Origin of the sequence: Bradyrhizobium sp. 76 (assembly GCF_023073025.1) — a bacterium.
Classification (GTDB): Bacteria; Pseudomonadota; Alphaproteobacteria; order Rhizobiales; family Xanthobacteraceae; genus Bradyrhizobium.
Map to the genome: position 1 here is coordinate 321,696 of NZ_JADPIS010000149.1, position 25,161 is coordinate 346,856.

Here is a 25,161-nt window from a genome sequence, read left to right on the forward strand (position 1 = left end):
GTCGGGTCCCTAAAGCTCTTAGATCTTGATCTCGCGGTTGAAACGCTCGATCCAGGCCGAGCGCTGCTCGTTGATCTTCTTCCAGTCCTGGAACACGAATTTCTGCTTCAGCTCGGCGGTGTCCTTGGCGAGCACGCGCGCAATCTCGCCGCCCATCGTCACCTTGGAATTGGTCGGCACGATCAGATAGGGCGGGTTCATCAGCGTGGTCTGCACCTCGGGCGTTAACGACGCCTCGATCAGCTTGAAAGCGAGTTCGCGGTTGGGCGAGTTCTTGACGATGTGGATCGTGGTCTTGAAGGCGATGGCGCCCTCCTTCGGGGCCACGAACTCGACCGGCACGCCGCGCGCTTTCAGGATCTGAATGGCGTTGAAATTGCCGGGCGAGATATCGATCTGGCCCTGCTGGAACAGGGTGGCGAGCGCGCCGGGATTGGCCGCGACCGCGGCGAGATTGGGCTTCAGCTCCTCGATCGCCTTGAAGCCGGGATCGACATTGGCTTCCGAGCCGCCGCGCATCTTGGCGATCTCGACCAGCCAGCCGGTCCCGAGCGTCGAGTTAAGATTGGTGATGCCGACGCGGCCCTTGAACTCGGACTTCCACAGATCGGCCCATGAGGTCGGCGGCGTCTTGACCGCCTCCGGATTGTAGGTGAGGCCGACGACCTGGAAGAACGGGGCGGGGCCCATCGGCTCCTGTGCCTCGGCGATGAGGTCCTTGTAATAGGCGCTCTTCTCGACCGGATAGGGCTCAACAAGGTCCTGGCCGATCGCGACCAGGGCGGGGCCGGGATCGTGCAGCATGACGTCGATCGGCGGATTGGCCTTGGCGGCGTTCACCTTGGCGATCTGGTCGACCGAGAGCATGGGGTCGAGCACCATTGCGGCGTCCGCGTTGGCCTTGCGGAACGCCGGCACCAGCACGGCCTTGTGCGCCTCCTCCCAGCTTCCGGTGAAGGTCGCAAACACTAGCGGGCGGGCCTGGGCATAGCTCAATCCGGGAAACGCCTTCATGGCACCGAGTGTGAGTGCGGTTGTCATCAGGCTTCGGCGGTTCATGATCATGGTCGAACTCCCTTTGGACAAATGCTGAATTTAAAGCGTTGCAGGAAAAGCGTTGGCGAGCGATGGGGCGAGCGGCGCGAGGCGCACCGCGACGCCGCTCTCGAGCGTGCGCGTCTCGCCGATGCGCGCCTGTGAGACCTTGACGCCGGAGCCGTCGGCGGTGGTGACCTCGTGCACGACCGTGGCCCCGAGGGGCAGCGACATGCCGACCACGCCGGCAAAGCCGGTCTCGTCGCCGACGAATTGCAGATGCTCGGGGCGGATACAGACGGTGACGCGGCCGCCTTCAGTGAGAGCGCCGCCGACGGGACGCGCGATGATTTCCGCGCCGGCATCGAGACGGACTTTTGCTGCCGTCCGATCCGCCGAGACAACCACGCCGGGCATGCGGTTGCTGGCGCCGACAAAAGTGTTCACGAACAGCGTCTGCGGTCGGTCATAGACGTCGGATGGCGATCCGAACTGCTCGAGCTTGCCGTGGCTCAGCACCGCGACGCGGTCGGCCATCGACAGCGCTTCTTCCTGGTCATGGGTCACGATCACCGTGGTGATGCCGGAGACGCGCTGGAGCCGCTTGACCTCGATCTGCATGTCGAGCCGCAAATTCTTGTCGAGCGCGGCAAAGGGCTCGTCAAGCAGCAGGATCGACGGCTTGATCGCCAGTGCGCGAGCGAGCGCCACGCGCTGCTGCTGGCCGCCGGAGAGCTGCCGTGGCAACCGTTCCGACATGGTCGGCAGTTGCACCAGATCCAGCAGGCGCTGCGCTTCGCGCTGGCGGGTCGTCTTGTCGATGCCGCGCGCGGCAAGCCCATAAGCGACGTTCTCGCCGATGCTGAGATGGGGGAATAGTGCGTAGTTCTGGAACACGATGCCGACCGCGCGACGGTTCGGCGGCAGCGGGTCGACGATGTCGTCGCCGACGATAATCCGCCCCTGCGTCTGTGCGATGAAGCCAGCGATGATCCGCAGCAGGGTGGTCTTGCCGCAACCGGAGGGCCCAAGCAGCGCGATGATCTCGCCGCCCTTGATGTCGAGATTGATGTTCTCGACGGCGAGCGCGCCGCTCGGATAGCGGTGGGTGACGGCGTCGACGACGAGCGATCGGCCGCCTTGCACTTCAGCCATGATGTTGCCTCCCGTTGCCCCAAAGCAGAAAGCAAGTCTCGTGCCCGCCGCGCTCGCCTTTCGATGCGAGGTTTGGCATGGTGGGGCGATGACATCGGATCGATCGGTTTGCGACCTCACTGCCACAACCCTTGCGCGCGCCATTGCGAAGGGCGAGCTGTCGTCGCGCGAGGTTGTCGAGGCGCATCTCGAACGGATTGCGCACCAAGACGTGCAATTGGCGGCATTTGTGACTGTCGGAGCGGAGGGCGCCCGCCGTGCCGCGCAAATCTGCGATGCCGCGCCCGCGCCGATCGGCCCACTGCACGGCGTGCCCGTAGGGATCAAGGACCTCACGGACACGGCCGGGCTCGCGACCACCTATGGGTCGGTTCTGTTTCGTGATCACGTCCCGGCCGAAGACGATCTCGTGGTCGCGCGGCTGCGGCGTGCCGGCGCGATCATCTTGGGCAAGACCAACACGCCGGAATTCGGCTTCGGTGCGGTCTGCACCAACAAATTGTGCGGACCGACCCGCAATCCCTTCGATCCCGCGCTGACCTCGGGTGGATCGTCCGGCGGCTCCGCCGTCGCGGTCGCGGCTGGCATGGTGCCGCTGGCCCATGGCACCGATTTCGGGGGCTCGGTGCGCACACCTGCGAGCTTCTGCGATGTCGCCTCGATCCGGCCGACGCCCGGCCGCATTCCATCGCCGCGCCGCCCGCTCGGCTGGGACATGCTGGCCTCCCACGGTTTTCTGGCCCGCGGCGTCGACGATCTCGAACTTGCGCTGTCGATCTGTGCGGGAGGCGATGTGCACGACCCGCTCTCGATGGGCGTCGTCAATGACAACCGGCCGGTTGCAGCACGTCCCCGCATCGCAGTGACGCCCGATTTCGGTGTCGCGCCCGTGGCGCGCGAAGTCCGTGCGCGGTTCGCCGCGGCCTGCGAGGCGCTCGCGGCCGCTGCCGATGTGGTGCCGTCCGCGCCCGATTGCGGCGGTGCGATCGAGACATTCCGGACGCTGCGCGCCGCGCACATCGCCAACAGCTATGGCGAGCTGTTGAAAACGCGCCGCGTCGAGCTCACGCCCACCGTGATCTGGAACATCGAGGCGGGCGCAAAGCTCTCCGCGGAGGATTATCTCAACGCCGAGCGTCGCCGCACCGCGATCTACCGCAGCTTTCGCGAGCTGTTCACCCGCGCCGATTTCCTGGTGGCGCCGGCGGCGTCCGTCTTGCCCTGGCCGAACGAAATCAGCGATGTCACCGCGATCGATGGCGCGGCGCTGGAGACGCCGATCGACTATCTCGCCATCACCTTCATCGTGTCGCTGGTCGGTTTCCCGGTCCTGACCCTGCCGGCGCCGCGAGGGGAGAACGAGCTGCCGTTCGGCATCCAGATCATTGCCCCACCGGGATGCGAATCCCGCCTGTTTGCCTTCGGCCGTGCCATCGAGAACGAACTCGGTTTTTCCCATCGCTGGCCGAAGCTCCCCTAGCTGTCGCGATGCTCGAGCCGGGCGGCGAGCGCATCGGCAAGGCCAAGGGTGGGTTTGGCGGCGGGGCGGCGGTACGTGCCTGCAGTTGCCTTGCGCAGGCGCAGCGCTACCAGCGCCTCGGCCTGCTTCACCGAGGCTATGACTTGATCGACCACGGGGACGGAGATCCGGTCGGCGACGCGCTCGGCGAGGCCCGAGAGCGGCGCACCCGCAAAAATCAACACGTCCGCGTCGTCTTCCACGATCGCGCGCCGGGCGAGATCTACCAGCACATCCTCCTTCTCGGTGCCGACCTCCGAGATCGCCTGGAATGGCGTATCGAGCATGCGGATGCCGGCACAACGCTCCCACAGCCCGTGGGCGCGGACGCATTCCTCGTACCAAGGGCCGAGCGCCTGGGCGAAGGTGACGATGGCGAAGCGGCGGCCGGCCATGCAAGCGGTCAGCATTGCCGCTTCCGCCATGCCGACCACGGGAATGTCGAAGGTTTCGCGCGCGGCGAACAGGCCGGGATCGCCGAAGGCGGCGATGATCGCTGCGTCGACCTTGCGGTGCTGCTCGGCCAGCATTTCCAATGCGATAGCGCCGCCGATCTGCGCCTCGGTGCGCGTCGAGATGTAGGGGACGCCGCGGGTCGCGGTGCAGGGGATCAACTCGGTCCCGGCCGAAGCCGCGCGCTGCCCGACATCCGTCATCAACTGGGTGACAGCGGTGCTGGTGTTCGGGTTGAGCAGCAGCAGCTTCATGATTACGTCGCCGTCTGCTTGGCTTGAGAGGTGCCGATCACTTCGAGCAGAGCGGTGCCGGTGCGCCGGACATGAGCGCCAAGCAGGCGTCCTGCGGTTTCGCTATCGCGCGCCTCGAGCGCGGCAAGGATGCCGGCGTGCTCGTCGACCGAATTGCTCCAGCGGCGGTCGGCGCCGAGCGCGAGATAACGCGCGCGTTCGGCGCGGGAGATCAGCGTCTCGTGCGCCTCGCGCAGCGGCGTGTTGCGCGCCATGCGGACGATGGTGTTGTGGATCTCGCCGTTGATGGCGAAGTACTCGTCGAGCTTGCCGTTGCGATGATGACCTTCCATGCGGGTCTGGAGCGTGCGCAGGCGGGCGAGATCGCGCTCCGTGGCGCGCTCCGCGGCGAGCTCCGCGGCCAGCCGCTCGACGCCAGCCAGTGCCTCGAACAATTCCGAGATGCCGTCGACGGCGATGTCGGCGATGCGCGGGCTGCGGTTGGGGCGCAGTTCGATCAATCCCTCGGCCGCCAGCACCTTCATCGCCTCGCGCAAGGGCGTGCGCGATACGCCCAGCTCCTTCGACAACCTGGTCTCCTGGGTCTGCGATCCCGGCGGCAGCTCGCCGCGAATGATCATCGTTCGCATCCGTGCGGCGGCGCGCTCATGCAGGCCCATCCGCTTGAGTTTGGGCGATTTTCGTCCCGGGGTCGGCTCGAATTTTTGCTGCACGCAAGCCTCGCTGCTTGCGCGCAATCCTAGTCAATCGCTGTCAAACTCCGTGCTCAAATAGAAGACGTATGTAGCTCAAAATAAAAGCATTTCGAACAAATTGCATGCAGTATGCAGATTGCGGGTTGCGCGGGTACGCGGGATGCGGATGATCCTGCCGAGGAGCGCAACCGCGCTTCGCCGAAAATGGAGCGGACGCGATCGATGTTAGTTCTGCGCAAGCGCCTCGGCATGATCACGCCGTCCTCCAACTCAGTGCTCGAGCCCGTTACCGCGGCGATGCTCGCCGATGTTGATGGCGTCACCGCCCATTTTTCACGCTTCCGGGTCACCGAGATCGCGCTCGATGCTGCGGCGCTGAGCCAGTTCGACGCCTCGGTGATGCTTCCGGCGGCGGACCTGCTGGCCGATGCGAAGGTCGATGCCATCGCCTGGAACGGAACGTCCGCAAGCTGGCTCGGCATCGGCCGAGACCGGAGCCTTTGCGAGGCAATCACGGCGCGCACCGGCGTGCCCGCGACGACGTCGACGCTTGCCTGCATCGATGCCGCCCGTGCGCTCGGCGCCAAGCGCGTCGGTCTCGTATCGCCCTATACCGATGACGTGCAGCGGCGGATCGGTGACGTCTGGGCCGAGGAGGGGATCGCCCCGCACACGGAGCGGCACCTCGGCCTGCGCGACAATTTCTCGTTCGGCGAGGTCGCGCCTGCGACGCTTGCTGGCATGATCCGCGCTGTGGCGGCTGACGGCGCCGATGCTGTCGTCATCCTCTGCACCAACCTCGGCGGCGCCGCGCTGGCGGACTCGCTCGAACGGGAATTGAAAGTCGCGGTGCTCGATTCGGTAGCGGTTACGCTATGGCGAACCCTGGAGCTCGCGGGTGGCGACATCGGGGCTCTTGTCGATTGGGGCCGGATCTTCCAGACATCGGCGGTCATCAAGTGATGGAGACTCCTGTGACGCAGTTCGATCTCGCCATTCGCGGCGGCACCATCGTGACGGCTAGCGACGAGTTTCGCGCCGATATCGGCATTCGCGACGGCCGCATCGTCAGTATTGCTGATCATCTCGAGGGTGCTGCCCGCGAGATCGACGCAACAGGTCTGCTGGCGCTGCCCGGCGGGATCGACAGCCATGTCCACATCTCGCAGGCCTCCGGTCCCGACGTGGTGATGGCCGACGACTTCGCCTCAGCGACCCGTTCGGCAGCCGCCGGCGGCAACACCATGGTCCTCCCGTTCGCGCTGCAGGAGAAGGGCACGTCGCTGCGGACCTGCGTCGAGAACTACCGCAAGCTTGCCGAAGGCGAGTGCTATGTCGACACGGCGTTCCATCTCATCATCTCGGATCCGACCGCGGTCGTGCTCGGGCAGGAACTACCGGCCTTGGTCAAGGACGGCTACACCTCGTTCAAGGTATTCATGACCTATGACGACCTCGTGCTCAGCGACAGGCAACTGCTGGAGGTCTTCGAGGTCGCGCGCCGCGAGGATGCGCTGGTGATGGTTCATTGCGAAGGCTACGACGCCATCCGCTTCCTGACCAACAGGCTGGAACGCGAGGGCCATATCGCGCCGTATTATCACGGCGTGTCGCGGCCACAGGCGGTCGAGCGCGAAGCCACGCATCGCGCCATCAGTCATGCCGAGGTGATCGGCGTTCCCATCATGATCGTGCATGTCTCCGGGCGCGAGGCGATGGAGCAGGTGCGCTGGGCCCAGCAGCGCGGATTGCCTGTTCATGCCGAGACCTGCCCGCAATACATTACGCTGACGGCCGACGACATGAAGGGCCTGAACATGGACATCACGGGCGCGAAATACGTCTGCTCGCCGCCGCCGCGCGATACCGAAAGCCAGCAGGCGATCTGGGAAGGCATCACGTCAGGCGTGTTCCAGATTTTCTCGTCCGATCACTGCCCGTTCCGTTACGACGATCCCAGGGGCAAGCTGACGCCGAACGGCCGCACCTCGTTCCGCTGGGTGCCGAACGGCATTCCCGGTGTCGAGACCCGGCTGCCGATTCTGTTCTCCGAAGGCGTGTCGAAGGGACGGATCAGCCTGCAGAAATTCGTCGAGCTGACCGCGACCAACCATGCACGCATCTACGGCCTCTATCCGCGCAAGGGCTCGATCGGTGTCGGCTTCGATGCGGATATCGTGCTGTGGGACCCCAAATTGAAGAAACCTATTCGGCAGGCCGATCTGCATCACGGCTCGGACTACACGCCATGGGAAGGGTTCGACGTCACGGGATGGCCGGTAACGACGATCGCCCGTGGCCGGGTGGTGTACGAGCACGGCAGGATCGTCGGCGACAAAGGCGCAGGCGACATTCTCAGCCGCGGCAGGTCGAGCCTGATCTGATCGGGCTCAACACGTTGCTGCTCAACTGTGCCGCTCGTGCGCGGGGGCGATGGCCGTCTCAAGTCCGAAGATCATACCGGTCACATGTTCGTATCCAGCCTTCGCATGCGGCAAAACTAACCGCTCAATTCGGACAAGGTTGGCCGGCCGCCCGCCATAAGGCGACGTCCTTGACGTGATCCTCGAATCGCAGTTGCTGTCCTTAGTTGGAGAGACCGTCTCTGATTGGATCTGGTTGGGCCTCGGTTGCTGTAGGGGCCAGCATGGATTGGAGCGAGAGTTTAATTTTTCCAATTGGTTAGAGAGCGACGTGTGCACGATGCGTGGACTGAAAAAATCCTGGAAAGTCCGAACGCCATTTGAGCGACCTCGATCTGAATCGCGCAAAGGGCTCTCGAAAGGGAGCAGGGCGGAATTTGCGCTCGATGTGTTTGTGTTCGGAGCCAAGACTGTGTCGACATCGCTGGTCAGGAGCAATACAGGCCGCGCGCGAGTGATTTCTGTCTGCGCCAAGACCTAGTATCCGCGAGGAAGCTCCGATTTGATCTTTCGATACTGTCCTTCTAGCCTCACGGTGACGTCTCCCTGGCACGGGTGGTGCGAACGCAAGGGCTTGTTCAGTGAGGATTCTGATTGTCGAGGACGATGCCGCCATGGCGCGGGGCCTTGCCGAGCGGCTCAAGCTGTCTGGGTTCGCCGTCGATATCGAGTCTGACGGGGCTTCGGCGGCGCAGACCGCGTTGCTGGAACCCTACAGCCTCATCATCCTGGACATCAACTTGCCGAACGTGTCGGGTTTCGGAGTCCTGCACAAGATACGGCAGGCGGGGTCAACCGTTCCGGTCATGATTCTGACTGCCCGTTATACGGTCGGCGACAAGGTCAGCGGGCTCGATCTCGGCGCCGACGATTACCTCTCCAAGCCGTTTGATATCGCCGAGTTTGATGCCCGCGTCCGTGCGCTCGTGAGAAGGGGGCAGGGGCTGCCCAATCCGACCTTGATCTGTGGCCCGCTCGCGTACGACCGTGCCGCGGGCACGATTACGCTGAGCGGCCGGCCGCTTGAGTTGCGACGGCGCGAGTTTGCCGTGTTGGAAGTGCTGATGACCCGCGCCGGCAAAGTCGTGTCCAAGGAGCGTCTGATCGCGGAGGTATTTGGCTTCGACGAGGCGGTAGCGCCGAACGCGGCGGAACTCTATGTTGGTCGCGTTCGCCAGAAACTCGGTCCCGACGGGCCGCGGATCCGCACCGTCCGTGGGCTAGGGTATCTGCTGGAGGTATAGTGATCGCCACCTGGCGGCCGTCGTTGAGGCGAACGCTCCTCACCAATCTGGTGGCGCCCGCCATTGTATTGGCGATCGTGCTTGGAATCGGCGGTATGTTGCTGATCCAGCGCGTTGTCCAGACGGTCCATGACCGGTTGCTCGATGGGTCGGTTCTCGCCATCGCCGAACGTGTCGGCGTGGAAGATGGCGAACTGACCGTCGACTTGCCGCAGGTTGCGCTCGGCATGCTGGAAAGCCAGTCGCACGATAGCATTTACTACAGCGTGACTTACCTCGGCGAATTGATCACCGGGTACAAGGATCTTCCATTGGCCGGCTTCGATCGATTGAAGGCTGGCGAAACCGGCCATCGCGATGGTGCGTATCGCGGCAAGACGGTTCGTATCGGCGCGCAGGCGCGGCAGGTCTACGGCAGGCCAGGGCTGGTCCTCGTCGCAGTGGCCGAAACGGTGCAGGCGCGCCGCGTCGTCGAACGTGAAATGCTGATCGGACTGGCGATGCTCGAGGCCGGGTTGATTAGCCTCATCGCTTGCCTGGGCTGGTACGCAGTCGATCGAGGCCTGAGGCCGCTTGGCGAACTCAAGCAAGAAATCGATGCGCGCGGTATTCAGGGCGGTCCAAATCTCAGTCCGCTCGACCTTTCCCGGGTGCCGCAGGAAGCTTTAGCACCGGCGCTCGCGGTAAATTCCCTGCTACAGCGGCTGGATCTGGCCATTGGACTGGTGCGCCGGTTCACCGCCGATGCCTCGCATCAGATGCGAACGCCATTGGCGATATTGCGGACGCATCTCGATCTGGTGCGACGCCTGGGGTCGGAGACGCCGGCGGGCCAATCTGCCCTCAACGAGGTCGATAACGCCATCAACCGCCTTGAACGGCTGCTCGGGCAACTTGTGACACTGGCTCGGGTCGACGAGCAGAACATTGCGCAACCGGCCGCGGAGAACGTTGACCTGAACGAGGTCGCCTTCAATGTCCTGTCGGAGCGTGCCCCACAGGCTTTCGCGCGCGATATCGACGTCCAGTTCGATCGATTTGACGGTCCCGCGATTATCGCCGGCAATACCGTCCTGATTGGCGAGTTGCTGGCAAACCTGATCGACAATGCCATCCGCTACAACCGACCCGGCGGGTTGGTCCTGGTTCGCGCGGTTGTTGACGCCACGACCGCGCGAATTGAAGTCGAGGATACCGGTCCGGGAATTCCGGAGGCCCATCTGGCCCGTGTCTTCGAACGCTTTTATCGGATTCCGATGGCGAACGGCCCTGAGGGAAGCGGCCTTGGACTGGCAATCGTGAAAGCGTTGTCGGACCGTCTCGGGGCTCAAATCGTGCTCGCACCTGGCCCGGAAGGCCGGGGCCTGCGGGTTTCCGTGAGCTTTCCTCTTGCCAAGCGTGATGGTGAAAGCTCAAGTTGAGGCCGGATTGTGCGCTGCTGTAGAAGTGGCTGCAGTCCCGAACAAACTGAAGTCCGCAAAGCGGATTATCGATGAGGAAACGTCCCGATGGGGGCTGCCAAAGCCTTGGCCTTGTGCATTGGAGTCTTGCTCGCATGGCCTGCCAAGTCGGAGCAGGCGCAGCTCGGCCCTCTCAAGGGGCAAGCATCCGCTCTCGCCGGAGCTCGAGAGCAACTCAACATCGTATCGACGACCCAGGACGCGGACGTCGCCGACTTGCTTGCCGATTTCCGGGCAAGTCATCCGGACATCGAGATCGTCCATACAAAGATCAATTCCAACGAGATCTACAATCAAGTCGTGGATCCCTCGACCTCCAGCGCAGCACCCGGAGACATTGTCTGGAGCTCCGCGATGGATCTGCAGATCAAGCTCGTCAATGACGGCTATGCCCAACCCTATGTGTCGAAGGAAATTGCGCATATCCCGGATTGGGCAATCTGGAAAGACGAAGCCTACGCCATCACGGCGGAACCGATTGTCATTGTTTATAACAAGAACCTCGTTGCGGAGTCTGATGTTCCCCGATCCCGCGCTGATCTGAAGAGCCTTCTAAGCCGAAAGCCTGACACCTATCGGCGCAAGATCGCAACCTATGACCCGGAGCAGAGCGGGACCGGATTCCTGTTCATCACGCGCGATGCCGGAATCACGAGGACAACGTGGGATTTGGTCCGTGCCTTCGGCGGCGCCGGTATCAAGCTCTACTCGACCACCGGAACGGTGCTTGATCGAATTTCATCCGGCGAACATTTGATTGCCTACAATATGATAGGGTCTTACGCGATCGAACGGGCCAAGGAAGATGCCTCAATCGGAATAGTGTTTCCTGCCGACTACATCACGTTGATGTCGCGCATAGCCTTCATACCGGTCACCGCGCCGCACCCAGAATCCGCGAAACTGTTCCTCGATTACTTGCTTTCGGAACGCGGTCAGAAGTTTCTCCTGGCCCGGTCGGTCGGTCCTGTGCGCCTCGGCCTCGGTGCAGAAGGTGTCATACCTGCGGATCGCAGCAACGCGGTCAAACCAATCCATATTGGTGCAGAATTGCTCACCTATCTCGATCAGTCGAAACGAGCGAGCTTTCTCAAAGAGTGGCGCCGCGCGTTGCAGGATCGATAGAAATCCACGGATTTGGAATTCAAACGGAATAACATCCGAGAGACCCCCCATATCTCCCGGCTCGCCAAGCGCACCGTCTTCACTCCGACCTCGATCAGATTTTCCTGCAGGGTGCATCAGCGACAGGTTGATGACAGGCAGCTGATATACGGTGAGACAGCCTAGTTTGAACGATAGCGCCTCGCGTATCGGTCGATCCAGCCGCGATCAAGTTTGCAACACCTGCCTGACGGGTGAACAAGACAAAGAATCACAAACGATAAAAGGGAGGACGGCATGACGGCTACCACCGGACAGTCGAAGCTTGGCATGGTGCTCCGCGTCACCAGTGGCAACTTTCTTGAGATGTTCGATTTCTTTCTGTCGGGCGTCTACGCATCGTACATCGCCAAGGCATTCTTCCCGCTCGAAAATGAATACGCGTCACTGCTGCTGACCTTTGTCGCGTTTGGCGCAGGCTTTCTGATGCGTCCGCTCGGCGCCATCATCCTCGGAGCTTACGTGGATCGGATCGGCCGGCGCCAAGGCCTGATCGTTACATTGTCCATCATGGCTGCCGGGACGGTGCTCATCGCGTTCGTGCCAAGTTACGCAACCATTGGCATCTTGGCCCCGATTCTCGTCTTGATTGGGCGCCTGCTGCAGGGCTTCTCGGCTGGCGTCGAGCTTGGTGGTGTTTCCGTCTATCTCTCGGAAATGGCCACGCCGGGAAAGAAGGGTTTTTACGCCAGCTGGCAATCGGCGAGTCAACAGGTCGCGATCATCGTCTCGGCCTCGCTGGGTTTCGCTCTGAATGCATGGCTTGCACCGGCGCAACTTGACGATTGGGGTTGGCGCATTCCGTTCTTCATCGGCTGCCTGATCGTTCCTTTCGTATTCTTCATTCGACGCTCGCTTCAGGAAACCGATGAATTCCTGGCGCGGAAGCATCATCCAACACCCCGCGAGATCTATCGCTCCATCCTCGCAAATTGGAGAATTGTTCTTGCCGGGATGATGATGGTGATCATGACCACGGTGTCTTTCTACCTCATTACCGTCTACACGCCGACATTCGGCAAATCGGTCCTCAAGCTGACCGCGGCCGATGGCCTAATCGTGACGATTTGCGTGGGAATATCGAACTTCATCTGGCTTCCCATCATGGGCTCGTTGTCCGATCGGATTGGTCGTCGGCCGATCCTCATCGCCTTTTCGACTTTGGCATTTCTGACTGCGTATCCCGCGCTTTCCTGGTTGGCCGCAGGCCCGACGTTCCCGAAAATGTTGACGGTCCTGCTTTGGTTGTCTTTCATCTACGCCAGCTACAACGGCGCGATGATCGTCGCATTGACCGAAGTCATGCCGGTGGGTGTACGAACGTCGGGATTCTCCCTCGCATATAGTCTGGCAACGACGTTCGGCGGGTTTACGGCAGCGATCTGCACCTGGCTGATCGCTGCCACTGGTGACAATGCGTCGCCGGGATATTGGATGAGCGCGGCAGCACTCTGTGGTCTGGCCGGGACGTACCTCGTTTACAAGCCGCAGGAACGACGCGCGCTATCCGGGGCCAGTTCGGCCGAGACGGTGATAGGGACGTGACCACCAAAGTGCTCGATGACGTCGACCATCATCGAGCAAGCACAGTCCCCGAATAATTGCATCGAAGGAAATTGCCGATGAGCGTGACTATCGTCGTGCGCAGGCTAGTTGCGCTGAGCTTGCTGATTGTTTTGACGGCCGCGGCGGGACTAGCCGGGGCGTCTGAGGTCAGGGTCATGATCTCGGGAGGCTTGGCGACACCTTACAAGGAACTCGTACCGCAATTCGAACGCGCGACGGGTAACACGGTTGTCACGGCCTATGGCCCTTCGATGGGAACGACGGAGAACGCCATCCCCGTGCGACTGGCGCGCGGCGAGGCGGCGGACGTGCTCATCATGGTCGGCGATGCGCTTGGCGAGATGATCGAGCAGGGCAGGGCGCTCAGAACCAGCCGCGTCGACCTAGTACGCTCGCCGATCGGGATCGCTGTACGCGCCGGGACTCCAAAGCCTGATATCGGTACGCCTGACGCATTGAAGCAGGCACTGTTGAACGCGAAGTCAGTTGCATACTCCGATAGCGCCAGCGGCGTCTATGTAGGCACCGAGCTGTTCAAGCGTCTCGGGATTGCCGCCGAGATGAAGGACAAAGCCAAAATGATTCCCGCGGAGCCGGTCGCGAGTGTTGTTGCACGCGGTGACGCCGAACTCGGCTTTCAGCAGATCAGTGAACTTCTGCCGATCGCTGGAGCCGACCTTGTCGGGCCGCTCCCGCCAGACGTCCAGAAAATCACGATCTTTTCTGCAGGCATAACCTCCAGTGCCAGTCAGCCGGAAGCCGGACGGGCTCTCATTGCCTTCCTCGCTTCAGCTGCAGCCGCTCCGGCCCTGAAAAAAGCGGGTCTCGATCCCTTTGCAGCATCGGAGAAATAGACCGGCTTCAGATCTGCGGGAGGCGGACGATTCCAGCGAAGGGGGACTCGATTGTGAAGCAGTATCTCAACAGCTTCGGCGCACGCCAGACACTTGTCGTCGGTGCAAAGACCTACGCCTACTATTCGCTTGCCGCGGCGGAAAAGAATGGCCTTCCCAGCGTCTCGAGACTGCCATTCTCCCTGAAAGTCATCATCGAGAACATGCTGCGCAACGAAGACGGCCGCAGCACGAGCAAGGCTGATATCGAGCATGCCGCGCTGTGGAGCCAAGACAAGGGCTCGGCCGAGAAGGAAATCGCCTTCAGGCCGGCCCGGGTGCTGATGCAGGATTTCACCGGCGTTCCGGCCGTGGTCGATCTTGCCGCGATGCGGGACGCTATGAAATCCCTCGGCGGCGATCCACAAAAGATCAATCCGCTGGTACCTGTGGATCTCGTCATCGATCACTCCGTCATCGTCGATGCTTTCGGCAATGGTCAGGCACTGGCCAGGAACGTCGAGCTCGAATACCAGCGCAACGGTGAGCGATATCGCTTTCTGAAATGGGGACAGGGCGCATTTTCGAATTTCCGGGTGGTCCCTCCGGGGGCCGGTATCTGCCATCAGGTCAATCTGGAATACTTGGCTCAGACGATCTGGATCGGCCGGGCTGAAGACGGCGGGAATGACCTGGCCTATCCCGATACGCTCGTCGGCACGGATTCCCACACCACGATGGTCAACGGCCTGGCCGTGCTCGGATGGGGCGTCGGCGGAATCGAGGCCGAGGCTGTTATGCTCGGCCAGCAAATTTCGATGCTGCTGCCGCAAGTCGTCGGTTTCAAGCTCACCGGCCGGCTCAAGGAGGGCGTCACGGCGACCGATCTCGTGTTGACGGTGACGCAGATGCTGCGCAAGCGCGGTGTGGTCGGAAAATTCGTCGAGTTCTACGGCCCGGGGCTCGACGACATGACGGTGGCGAACCGTGCGACCATCGCGAATATGGCGCCGGAATATGGCGCGACCTGCGGCTTCTTCCCGATCGATCAGCGAACAATCGATTATCTGACCACCACCGGCCGTGATCCCGCGCGCGTCGCGCTGGTCAAGGCCTATGCCGAAGCCCAGGGCATGTGGCGCTCCGCCGATACCCCGGATCCGGTGTTCACGGACACCCTGCAACTCGACATGACCGATGTCGTGCCGTCGATCGCCGGACCAAAGCGGCCACAGGATCGCGTGACGCTCGATGCCGCGAAAAGTGCCTTCCTCGGCGCCATGGATCAGGAGTTCCGGCAAATCGCGCAGACCGGCAATCGGCATCGTGTCGAAGGCGAAAACTTCGATCTCGGTAACGGCGACGTGGTGATCGCCGCCATCACGTCATGCACGAACACCTCGAACCCCAGCGTCATGCTCGCGGCAGGATTGCTGGCGCGCAATGCCGTCGCCAAAGGGCTGAAGACAAAGCCGTGGGTCAAGACCTCGCTCGCGCCGGGTTCGCAGATCGTCGAAGAGTACTTCAGGAAATCGGGTCTTCAAGCCGATCTCGACAGGCTCGGCTTCAATCTGGTCGGTTTCGGCTGCACGACCTGCATCGGCAATTCCGGCCCGCTCCAGCAAGAAATCTCCGACACCATCTCGGGCAACAACCTCGTGGCGGTCGCGGTTCTGTCCGGCAATCGCAACTTCGAGGGGCGGGTCAATCCGGACGTCCGGGCGAACTATCTGGCGTCGCCGCCGCTGGTCGTCGCCTATGCGCTTGCCGGATCGATGGCATTGGATCTGGTGAAGGCGCCGCTCGGCTTGGGCAGCGACGGAAAGCCGGTATATCTGCGGGATATCTGGCCTTCGAGCAAGGATGTGCAGGATTGCATCGATCGCACGATAGGCAGCGAGATGTTCAAGGCGCGCTATTCGGACGTCTTCAGCGGCGATACCAACTGGAAGAATATCGGCGTCACCGAGGGGCAAACCTACGAGTGGGACTCGATTTCGACTTACGTTCAGAACCCGCCTTACTTCGTCGGGATGAGCAAAGAGCCGACGCCGCCGAAGGATATCGTCGATGCCCGCATCCTCGGCCTGTTCCTGGATTCGATCACCACCGATCACATCTCGCCGGCGGGTTCGATCAAGGAGAGCAGCCCTGCCGGGCGCTATCTGCGCGATCACCAGATCCGCGTCGTCGACTTCAATCAGTACGGCACCCGCCGCGGCAACCATGAAGCGATGATCCGGGGCACGTTCGCCGACATCCGCATCAAGAACCAGATGGTGAAGGACGAAGCCGGCAAGGTGGTCGAGGGCGGCTATGCCATTCACCAGCCGAGTGGCCAGCGGATGTCGATCTACGACGCCGCCATGCGTTACCAAGCCGACAAGGTGCCGCTGGTGATGTTCGCCGGCAAGGAATACGGCACCGGTTCGTCGCGCGATTGGGCGGCCAAGGGCACCAACCTTCTTGGTATTCGCGCCGTTATTGCCGAAAGTTTTGAGCGCATTCACCGGTCCAACCTCGTTGGCATGGGCGTGATGCCGCTGGTGTTCGAGGAGGGGACGTCCTGGCGGTCGCTCGGATTGAAAGGCGACGAGATCGTGACCCTGCGCGGAATCGAGAGCGGCCTAGTGCCGCGCCAGAAGCTTGCGATCGAGATCCGCGGGTCCGATGGCGTGAGCAAGATGGTCGTTCCTTTGACCTGCCGTATCGATACGCTCGACGAGCTCGAATATTTCCGCAACGGCGGAATTCTTCAATACGTCCTACGCCAACTGGCTGCCTGATCGTCAACCCGAAACGAGGACGCCATGCCAAGGACTTCCGCGCCGCTACCGAGGATCGAAGCGGAAACCATGCGCCGCATTACATGGCGCCTGCTTCCGTTTTTCATGCTTTGCTATTTCATTTCATACGTCGACCGCGTCAATGCCGGGTTTGCGGCCCTGCAAATGAACAAGGATCTGGGCCTGACGCAGGCTGCCTTCGGGGCGGGCGGGGCGCTGTTCTATATCGCCTACATTATTTTCGAGGTCCCCAGCAATCTGGCGATGCAGAAAGTCGGCGCGCGGATCTGGATCGCGCGCATTATGATCACATGGGGGATGGTCGGTATTCTCTCCGCTTTTGCGGTAGGGCCGATTACTTTTTATCTGAGCCGCTTTTTGTTGGGTGCAGCGGAGGCCGGGTTCTTTCCTGGTGTGATCCTGTATCTGACCTTCTGGTTTCCGGCGGCTTATCGCGCACGGATCGTTGCGGTTTTCATGGTGGCTATACCGCTATCGAGCTTTCTGGGGTCGCCGATATCCGGCGCGTTGTTGGCGATGGATGGCTTGCTGGGTCTGCGTGGTTGGCAGTGGCTTTTCATCGTTGAAGCCATTCCGGCCGTCCTGCTCGGCCTGGTCTCGTTCTTCGGGCTTCCGAACAAACCCGCTGATGCAAAGTGGCTCGAGCCGGAGGCGCGCAATTGGCTCGACGCTCGCCTGCAGTCCGAGCGATCGATGGCGAAGCAGGTCGGCCACATGTCGCTGTGGCAAATTCTGACCAACAAATATGTGCTCATCCTAGGTCTGATCTATGCGGGAAGCTCGGCCACGAGCAACGCGTTGTCGTTGTGGCAGCCTCAGATCGTGAAATCGTTCGGGATGTCCAACATGGAGACCGGCTTCCTGAATGCCATCCCATTTGGCATCGCCTCCGTCGCGATGATCTTCTGGGGAAGATATTCGGACAGGTCGAACGCCCATGCCCAAAACACCGCAATACCACTTGCGTTATGCGCAACGGCGCTGCTTGCGACCATGCTCACGAGCTCATTACCCGTGACGCTTGCTATTCTGAGCGTGGTCTTGATCGGTAATTATTCGATCAAGGGACCATTCTGGGCCCTGGCGACTGGGACACTCTCTCCGGCAACTGCTGCGGCCGGAATTGCCGGCATCAATACCCTGTCGCACATCGGCACTTCTGGCGCGGTGTGGCTGCTCGGCGTCATCAAGGAGGCGACGGGTAGCTTCCCCGTGGCCTTGATACCGCTGGCTTTGCTTCAAATCGCCGGGATCATCGCGGTGCTTTGGATCAGCAAGCAGGAAACGCTACCCGCCGCCTCCGCCGCAAGCCCCGTACATTGAGTGCAAGGCAGCATGTCTGACATTCACAAAACCCCGCGGCTCTCATCTTCGAGGACATCGTAATGCCTGCTCAATCCAAAACGAAGCGGCCCGCCACGCTCATTCCAGGCGATGGCATCGGCCCCGAGATCGTGAAATCGGCCGTCGACATTCTCGAAGCGCTCGGCTCTCCATTCGAATGGGACATCCAGCAGGGTGGCCTGGCAGCGATCGAGGCAAGCCGTGATCCGCTGCCGCAGGCGACGCTGGACAGCATCCGACGTACGCGGCTCGCCCTGAAGGGCCCGCTAACAACGCCGGTGGGGGGAGGATTCCGCTCGATCAATGTTCGTCTGCGCGAAGAATTCGGCCTCTACGCCAATTTGAGGCCGGTTCGAAGCATGGTTCCCGGAGGACGATTCGACGAAATCGATATCGTGCTGGTGCGAGAGAATCTCGGCGGCCTCTATGTCGCTTTCGAACACTACATCCCGATCGGGGACGATCCGCACGCGGTCGCCATTTCAACCGGGGTCAACACCCGCGAAGGATCGCGCAAGATCATCGAATTCGCCTTCGACTACGCGCTCAAGAATGGTCGCAAGAAGGTGACCGTCGTTCACAAGGCCAACGTCCTGAAGGCGCTGACCGGCATCTTTCTCGAGGTCGGTCACGAGGTTGCGAAGAAGTACGAGGGCAGGGTCAAAATGGACGATCGCATCGTCGATGCCACGGCAATGCAGCTCGTCATGAATCCCTGGCAGTTCGACGTCATCGTCACCACCAATTTGTTCGGCGACATCTTGTCCGATCAGCTCGCCGGATTGGTCGGCGGTCTCGGCATGGCTCCCGGTGCCAACATCGGACCGGATGCGGCGATCTTCGAGGCTGTGCACGGCTCGGCGCCGGATATCGCCGGCAAGGGAATCGCCAATCCGCTCGCTTTGCTGCTGGCGGTCGGGCTGATGCTGGAGCACATTGATCAGCCTGATCTCGCAAACCGTCTTAGAGCGGCAATTGATCAGGTCTTGCGCAAGGACGGCGTTCGCACGCCCGATCTGGGCGGCAAGGCGTCCACTGGCGACTTCACGCAAAGCATCGTCCGTCGATTGGGAGGGTAAGCAAATGACCGCCATTGCTGCATCGCACCCGGCAATCCCCGCTGATAGCACGGCGCAAAAGCTGTCACGTATCAAGGCGATCGTGGCTGCCTCGTCGGGAAACCTGGTCGAGTGGTATGACTTCTATGCCTACGCGTTTACCTCGATCTACTTCGCGGCCGCGTTCTTCCCGTCGGGCGACCAGACCAGCCAGTTGCTGGCGACGGCCGGCATTTTCGCCGTAGGGTTCTTCATGCGGCCGCTCGGTGGCTGGCTGTTCGGCTGGATCGCCGACGCGCATGGGCGCAAGAATTCGATGGTGCTGTCTGTGCTCCTGATGTGCGCCGGATCGCTAATGATCGGGATGCTGCCCACCTACCAAACAATCGGCGCCGCGGCGCCTGCGCTGCTCCTGTTTGCGCGCATGGCACAAGGCCTGTCGGTCGGCGGAGAATATGGAACGGCGGCAACTTATATGAGCGAGATTGCCGGCAAGGGCAACCGCGGGTTCTATTCGTCCTTCCAGTATGTCACGCTCATCGGCGGGCAACTTCTCGCGCTCCTCGTCGTCGTGGTTCTGCAACAGACATTGTCGCTCGACGAATTGAAGGAATGGGGCTGGCGAGTTCCGTTCCTGTTCGGAGCCGTCGCAGCCGTTGTGGCCTTGTATCTTCGCCGCTCCTTGCAAGAGACGGCGTCGGCCGAGACCATGCATCGCAAGGAGGCTGGCTCTCTATCCGGCCTTTGGCGTCACAAGCGCGCTCTCCTGATCGTTCTAGCATTCACGATCGGCGGATCGCTGTTTTTCTATACGTTTACGACCTACATGCAGAAGTTCCTGGTCAACAGCGTCAAGCTGGATGCCAAGACGGTCAGCTCGATCATGACCGCCGCCCTGATCGCCTTCATGCTGCTGCAACCGGTGTTCGGTGCACTCTCGGACCGGATTGGTCGCCGCAACAACATGCTTCTGTTTAGCGGATGCGCGACGCTCGCCGCGGTGCCGCTGCTGACGATGTTGTCCGGCACGACCAACGTCTACGCCGTCTTCGGCCTGATCATGGTAGGCCTCATGATTGCGTGTTTCTACACCTCGATTAGCGGCGTTGTGAAGGCCGAGCTGTTTCCGCCCGAGGTGCGCGCGCTTGGGGTCGGGCTTCCTTACGCCATCGCAAATGCGATGTTTGGCGGAACCGCCGAATACGTTGCGTTGTCACTGAAATCGTCCGGATACGAAACGGTATTCTTCTGGTACGTCGCGGCGATGGCTTTCGTCGCCTTCATTGCCTCGCTCTGGATGCCAGATACGAGGACGCGAGGCTATCTCGAAGGCGATGGCCGGATCTGAGTCGAACAGCACGGGCTTCGTCCATGCGTGTGACGGTGTCTGCTGAGAAGTGAATTGAAAAAGGAGACGCGCTAATGCCGAAGGGGTCAGATCTATTGGTTGCCGCACTCGAGAACGAGGGCGTCGACCGAATTTTCGGCGTTCCCGGTGAAGAGAATCTCGATGTCGTGGAAAGCCTGCGCAATTCGTCGATCAAGCTGATCTTGACACGCCACGAGCAGGGTGCGGCCTTCATGGCCGCGACTTATGGACGGCTGACCGGCAAGCCCGGCGTGTGCATCACCACGCTGGGCCCTGGCGCATTGAACCTGACGACTGGCGCCGCCTACGCGCTGCTCGGCGCCATGCCCATGATCATGCTCACGGGTCAGAAGGGCATCATGAGCAGCCGGCAGGCCAAATTCCAGATTGTCGATGTGGTTAGCGCTTTCAAGCCGTTGACCAAGCTGTCGCTCCAGATTGTCAGCACGACCAGCATTCCGACGATCGTTCGCGATGCCTTCCGGATCGCCATGGAAGAACGCCCGGGTCCGGTGCTGCTCGAATTGCCGGAGGACATCGCCGGCGAAGAATCCGAGGATGTCGCGATGGTGGCGCAGCATCCGATCGAGATCCCGGTCGCCCATCGTGCCTCGCTAGACCGCGCCGCCGACATGATCCTCAAGGCCAAGCGGCCATTGATCATGCTCGGTGCCGCGGCATCCCGGCCGCGGAGCACGGCGGGCATCGGCGGCTTTGTCCGCCGCACTCAGATTCCGTTCTTCACGACGCAAATGGGTAAGGGGACCGTACCCGGGGGCGGCAATCTCTATATGGGGACGGCGGCGCTCAGTGAACGTGACTACGTCCACGAGGCCGTTGATCGTGCCGACCTCATCATCGCGATCGGCCACGATACGATCGAGAAGCCGCCGTTCATCATGGGGCCGAAGGGTCCCCAGGTGATCCACGTCAGCTATACGCCCGCCAACGTGGAGCGGGTTTACTTTCCGCAATGCGAGGTGGTTGGCGATGTAGGGCCCAGCCTGGAACTGCTAGCGGATCGCGTGGAGGGTCGTCTGCACAACGCCGGCGCGTTGCTTGGGCTTCGCGAAGGCATTTTGAAGCGGATCACCGACCGCAATACCGAGGATCGCTGGCCGCCGACCCCGCAACGCATTGTGCATGATGTGCGAAAGGTCATTCCTGAGGACGGCATCGTCGCGCTCGACAACGGAATGTACAAAATCTGGTTCGCCCGCAACTACCGCACCTATGTGGCGAACACGCTGCTGCTGGACAATGCGCTGGCGACAATGGGCGCCGGGCTGCCATCCGCCATGATGGCGGCGATGCTGCATCCGGAACGTCGCGTGCTCGCGGTCTGCGGCGACGGCGGCTTCATGATGAATTCGCAGGAAATGGAAACCGCGGTTCGCCTTAAATTGAATCTCGTCGTGCTTATCCTGGAAGACTCTGCTTACGGCATGATCCGCTGGAAGCAGGCGGTCGATAGTTTCCCGGATTTTGGCCTTACGTTCGGCAATCCGGATTTCGTCAAATATGCCGAGAGTTACGGCGCGAAAGGCTCGCGCGTCGAAAGCACGGACTCATTGATTCCGACACTCGAAAACGCGTTCAAGGGCGGCGGTGTGCACCTCGTCGTGGTGCCGATCGACTACAGCGAGAATACGCGCGTGCTGGTGGATGAACTTCGCGAGAAGCTTAAACAGGTCGTTGAGCCGATCGTGTGAGCCGTCGGCAAGGGTCAATTGATGAGCTGAGCTGAAATTGGCGTGATCGCAAACGCCGGCAATGGAGAGTGCAATGAGTGAGCAGATCAACGAGCAGGCCGAGAAGATGCGGGAAATGGCGCAGACCACGCTCGACAAGGCGAAAGAGGCTGTGTCGAAATACATAACCGAATCCCAGAAGTTGAGAGAGAAGGCCGATTCCAGCGTTCGCTCAACCTATTCGGCGGCCAAGGAGATGAACGAAAGGGCGGTCGCGTTCGCCGAGGAAAATGTGGCTTCGGGCTTCGAGCTGGCGCAACGGCTGTTGCATGCCAAGGACCCGCAGGAAATGGGTGCGGTTTATCAAAGCCATCTCAAGGAGCAGATGGAAAAAATGAACGCACAGTTTCGCGAGCTTGCGAGTGCGATGAGCCAGCCGTCGACCGTCGACCTGAAAAAGTAGGGTCAGTCGCCTCAAAGCGAAATAAAATCGCTTGATCACGGGATGTTGCCTGGACGCAGTCCGAGCGCGGACGATGCAACATCCTCTCAAGGCAATTGCATCCGGTGCGTCGGGGAGGCTCCAGGGTGGGCACGGAAAAGTCAGATACGTTGATCCATGACGTACCGGCCGGCTGGGCACGGCGCGCCCATGCCGACGCTGCGAAGTACGGCAGCATGTATGCCCAGTCGGTATCGACACCGGCCGCTTTCTGGGCGGAGCACGGCAAGCGGATCGACTGGATCAAGCCGTTCACGAAGGTGAAGAACACGTCCTTCGCGCCCGGCAAGGTCTCGATCAAGTGGTTCGAGGACGGCACCACGAATGTGGCGATGAACTGCATCGACCGGCATCTTGCCCGGCGTGCCGGTCAGGTCGCGATCATCTGGGAGGGCGACCATCCCGCCGAATCCAGGCACATCACCTACGCGCAGTTGCACGATCAAGTCTGCCGCTTCGCGAATGTCCTGAAAAGTCACGGTGTGAAGAAAGGCGACACCGTCACGATCTACCTGCCCATGATTCCGGAAGCCGCCTACGCCATGCTCGCCTGCGCGCGGATCGGGGCGGTCCATTCCATCGTGTTCGGCGGGTTCTCGCCGGATGCCCTGGCCGGGCGTATCGAAGGCTGTCAGTCCAAAGTCGTGATCACCGCCGATGAGGGGTTGCGTGGCGGCCGCAAAGTACCGCTGAAGGTCAATGCCGACGATGCGGTGAAGAAGGTGGCCGGCATCGTGAAGACGATGATCGTGGTCAAGCGCACCGGCGGTGCAATCGACTGGGTCGACGGCCGCGACGTCTGGTACGCGGACGAGGTGGCAAAGGCCTCGGCCGATTGCACGCCGGTCGAAATGAACGCGGAGGACCCGCTATTCCTTCTTTACACGTCGGGTTCAACCGGTGCTCCCAAGGGTGTCGTTCACAGCACGGGTGGCTATCTCGTTTTTGCGTCGATGACGCACCAATATGTGTTCGACTACCACGACGGCGACATCTACTGGTGCACAGCCGATGTCGGCTGGGTCACCGGCCACAGCTACATCGTCTACGGCCCGCTGGCCAACGGCGCGACCACGCTGATGTTCGAGGGGATACCGAACTATCCCTCGACATCGCGCTTTTGGCAGGTCGTCGACAAACACAAGGTCAACATCTTCTACACCGCGCCGACCGCGATCCGTTCGTTGATGGGTGCTGGCGAAGAGCCGGTCAAACAGACCAGCCGCGCATCGCTGCGGTTGCTCGGCTCGGTCGGCGAGCCGATCAATCCGGAAGCCTGGGAATGGTATTACCGCGTTGTCGGAGATCAGCGCTGCCCGATCGTCGACACCTGGTGGCAGACCGAGACCGGTGGCATCCTGATCTCGCCGCTTCCCGGCGCGACAGCCTTGAAACCGGGCTCAGCGACCCTGCCGTTTTTCGGGGTGAGGCCGGAGGTCGTGGACGCAAATGGTGCGGTGCTGACGGGTGCGTGCGAAGGCAATCTCGTCATTGCCGATTCCTGGCCGGGACAGATGCGCACGGTCTATGGCGACCACGAGCGCTTCATGCAGACCTACTTCGCGACCTATCCGGGCAAGTATTTCACTGGCGACGGCTGCCGCCGCGATGCCGACGGGTACTACTGGATCACCGGCCGCGTCGACGACGTCATCAACGTATCCGGCCATCGCATGGGGACGGCCGAAGTCGAAAGCGCGCTGGTGGCCCATCAGAAAGTTTCCGAAGCCGCTGTTGTCGGTTTTCCGCACGACATCAAGGGGCAGGGCATCTACGCTTACGTCACCTTGATGGCCGACGCGGAGCCATCCGGGCAGTTGCGCAAGGAACTGGTGGCCTGGGTCCGCAAGGAGATCGGCCCGATCGCCGCACCTGACGTCATTCAGTTTGCGCCGGGTCTGCCCAAGACCCGCTCTGGCAAGATCATGCGTCGGATTTTGCGCAAGATCGCCGAGGACGAAGTCGGCGCGCTCGGCGACACCTCGACCCTGGCCGATCCCGCCGTGGTCGATGATCTGATCAAAAACCGCCATAGCCAAAAGGCGGCGCCGAAATGAATATCGACGCGATTTCGATTGGCGACAATCCCCCGGAAGACATCAATGTCATCATCGAGGTTCCGATCGGCGGTGAACCGATCAAATACGAAATGAACAAGGCGGCCGGCGCGCTGTTCGTCGATCGCTTCCTGTATACGCCGATGCGCTATCCCGGAAATTATGGCTTCGTGCCGCACACGCTTTCAGACGATGGAGATCCGATCGACGTGCTTGTGGCCAACTCGCGGCCGATCGCTCCTGGCGCTGTGATCAATGTCCGGCCGATCGGCGTGCTCAGGATGGATGACGATGGCGGCGGGGATGAGAAGATCATCGCCGTGCCGATGCCGAAACTGACGATGCGCTACGATCATGTCCGCGGGATCGCCGACATGCCGCAAATCACGATCGAGCAGATTCAGCACTTCTTTGAGCACTACAAGGATCTGAAGCCGGGGAAGCGGGTGAAGGTGATCGGATGGGGCGACAGTGCCGAAGCGCGCCGGCTGATCGTCGATGCAATCGCGCGGGCAAAGAGCTAAAACCGAGA

At 61.5% G+C, this 25,161-nt stretch carries 20 protein-coding genes; 16 read left to right on the plus strand and 4 right to left on the minus strand.

The genetic code is table 11. The annotated features are described in order from the left end of the window. Nucleotides 1–18: 18 nt before the first annotated feature. Together IVB48_RS36980 and IVB48_RS36985 are read right to left on the minus strand one after the other, a co-directional pair. On the minus strand, nt 19–1,065 hold the full coding sequence (locus IVB48_RS36980; RefSeq protein WP_247408007.1) for an ABC transporter substrate-binding protein: 1,047 nt from the start codon (nt 1,063–1,065) through the stop codon (nt 19–21). A 30-nt stretch (nt 1,066–1,095) separates the two neighbouring features. After that, on the minus strand, nt 1,096–2,190 hold the full coding sequence (locus IVB48_RS36985) for an ABC transporter ATP-binding protein (RefSeq protein ID WP_247408009.1): 1,095 nt from the start codon (nt 2,188–2,190) through the stop codon (nt 1,096–1,098). Between the two features lie 88 nt (nt 2,191–2,278). Between IVB48_RS36985 and IVB48_RS36990 the strand changes: the two genes are divergently transcribed. Continuing rightward, the gene (locus tag IVB48_RS36990; protein ID WP_247408011.1) at nt 2,279–3,670 is read left to right on the plus strand and encodes an amidase family protein; all 1,392 of its coding nucleotides are present in this window, start codon (nt 2,279–2,281) and stop codon (nt 3,668–3,670) included. On the opposite strand, the gene IVB48_RS36995 is transcribed toward IVB48_RS36990, so the two are convergent. Both IVB48_RS36995 and IVB48_RS37000 read right to left on the minus strand, forming a co-directional pair. Next, nucleotides 3,667–4,416: an aspartate/glutamate racemase family protein gene (locus IVB48_RS36995; RefSeq protein ID WP_027569364.1), complete on the minus strand. Its 750-nt coding sequence runs from the start codon at nt 4,414–4,416 to the stop codon at nt 3,667–3,669. The genes IVB48_RS36990 and IVB48_RS36995 overlap by 4 nt on opposite strands. Nucleotides 4,417–4,418: 2 nt before the next feature. Beyond that, on the minus strand, nt 4,419–5,129 hold the full coding sequence (locus IVB48_RS37000; protein ID WP_247408014.1) for a GntR family transcriptional regulator: 711 nt from the start codon (nt 5,127–5,129) through the stop codon (nt 4,419–4,421). 204 nt (nt 5,130–5,333) lie between these two features. On the opposite strand from IVB48_RS37000, the gene IVB48_RS37005 reads away from it, so the two are divergent. From IVB48_RS37005 to ppa, 15 genes are all read left to right on the plus strand, one after another. Next, on the plus strand, nt 5,334–6,074 hold the full coding sequence (locus IVB48_RS37005; RefSeq protein ID WP_247408016.1) for an aspartate/glutamate racemase family protein: 741 nt from the start codon (nt 5,334–5,336) through the stop codon (nt 6,072–6,074). 11 nt (nt 6,075–6,085) lie between these two features. Then, nucleotides 6,086–7,495 carry a dihydropyrimidinase gene (hydA, locus tag IVB48_RS37010; protein ID WP_247408018.1) on the plus strand — a complete coding sequence of 470 codons (1,410 nt, stop codon included), beginning with the start codon at nt 6,086–6,088 and terminating at the stop codon, nt 7,493–7,495. A 620-nt stretch (nt 7,496–8,115) separates the two neighbouring features. Further along, nucleotides 8,116–8,778 (plus strand): response regulator transcription factor, encoded by a 663-nt coding sequence (locus tag IVB48_RS37015; RefSeq protein WP_027517213.1) that lies wholly within the window; start codon nt 8,116–8,118, stop codon nt 8,776–8,778. Then, a complete protein-coding gene (locus IVB48_RS37020; RefSeq protein ID WP_247408020.1) occupies nt 8,778–10,199 on the plus strand; it encodes a sensor histidine kinase in 1,422 nt (473 codons plus the stop codon). Before IVB48_RS37015 ends, IVB48_RS37020 begins: the two co-directional genes overlap by 1 nt. Nucleotides 10,200–10,286: 87 nt before the next feature. Next, nucleotides 10,287–11,363 carry an ABC transporter substrate-binding protein gene (locus tag IVB48_RS37025; RefSeq protein ID WP_247408022.1) on the plus strand — a complete coding sequence of 359 codons (1,077 nt, stop codon included), beginning with the start codon at nt 10,287–10,289 and terminating at the stop codon, nt 11,361–11,363. A gap of 276 nt (nt 11,364–11,639) precedes the next feature. Beyond that, complete coding sequence (locus tag IVB48_RS37030) at nt 11,640–12,947, plus strand: MFS transporter (RefSeq protein ID WP_247408024.1); 1,308 nt, start codon at nt 11,640–11,642, stop codon at nt 12,945–12,947. 77 nt (nt 12,948–13,024) lie between these two features. After that, complete coding sequence (locus tag IVB48_RS37035; protein WP_247408026.1) at nt 13,025–13,822, plus strand: substrate-binding domain-containing protein; 798 nt, start codon at nt 13,025–13,027, stop codon at nt 13,820–13,822. Between the two features lie 50 nt (nt 13,823–13,872). Next, complete coding sequence (gene acnA, locus IVB48_RS37040; protein ID WP_247408808.1) at nt 13,873–16,587, plus strand: aconitate hydratase AcnA; 2,715 nt, start codon at nt 13,873–13,875, stop codon at nt 16,585–16,587. Between the two features lie 24 nt (nt 16,588–16,611). Then, nucleotides 16,612–17,931 (plus strand): MFS transporter, encoded by a 1,320-nt coding sequence (locus IVB48_RS37045; RefSeq protein WP_247408028.1) that lies wholly within the window; start codon nt 16,612–16,614, stop codon nt 17,929–17,931. Between the two features lie 62 nt (nt 17,932–17,993). Then, the gene (locus tag IVB48_RS37050) at nt 17,994–19,031 is read left to right on the plus strand and encodes an isocitrate/isopropylmalate family dehydrogenase (RefSeq protein ID WP_247408029.1); all 1,038 of its coding nucleotides are present in this window, start codon (nt 17,994–17,996) and stop codon (nt 19,029–19,031) included. 4 nt (nt 19,032–19,035) lie between these two features. After that, a complete protein-coding gene (locus IVB48_RS37055; protein ID WP_035962381.1) occupies nt 19,036–20,358 on the plus strand; it encodes an MFS family transporter in 1,323 nt (440 codons plus the stop codon). 74 nt (nt 20,359–20,432) lie between these two features. Next, complete coding sequence (locus tag IVB48_RS37060) at nt 20,433–22,091, plus strand: acetolactate synthase large subunit (RefSeq protein ID WP_247408031.1); 1,659 nt, start codon at nt 20,433–20,435, stop codon at nt 22,089–22,091. A 73-nt stretch (nt 22,092–22,164) separates the two neighbouring features. Then, on the plus strand, nt 22,165–22,533 hold the full coding sequence (locus IVB48_RS37065; RefSeq protein WP_247408033.1) for a phasin family protein: 369 nt from the start codon (nt 22,165–22,167) through the stop codon (nt 22,531–22,533). Nucleotides 22,534–22,658: 125 nt separating this feature from the next. Beyond that, nucleotides 22,659–24,629, plus strand: coding sequence for an acetate--CoA ligase (acs, locus tag IVB48_RS37070; RefSeq protein ID WP_247408035.1), 1,971 nt, complete (start codon nt 22,659–22,661; stop codon nt 24,627–24,629). Next, nucleotides 24,626–25,153, plus strand: a complete 528-nt coding sequence (ppa, locus tag IVB48_RS37075) for an inorganic diphosphatase (protein ID WP_247408037.1) — start codon at nt 24,626–24,628, stop codon at nt 25,151–25,153. The genes acs and ppa overlap by 4 nt, the downstream gene beginning before the upstream one ends. Nucleotides 25,154–25,161: the final 8 nt, after the last annotated feature.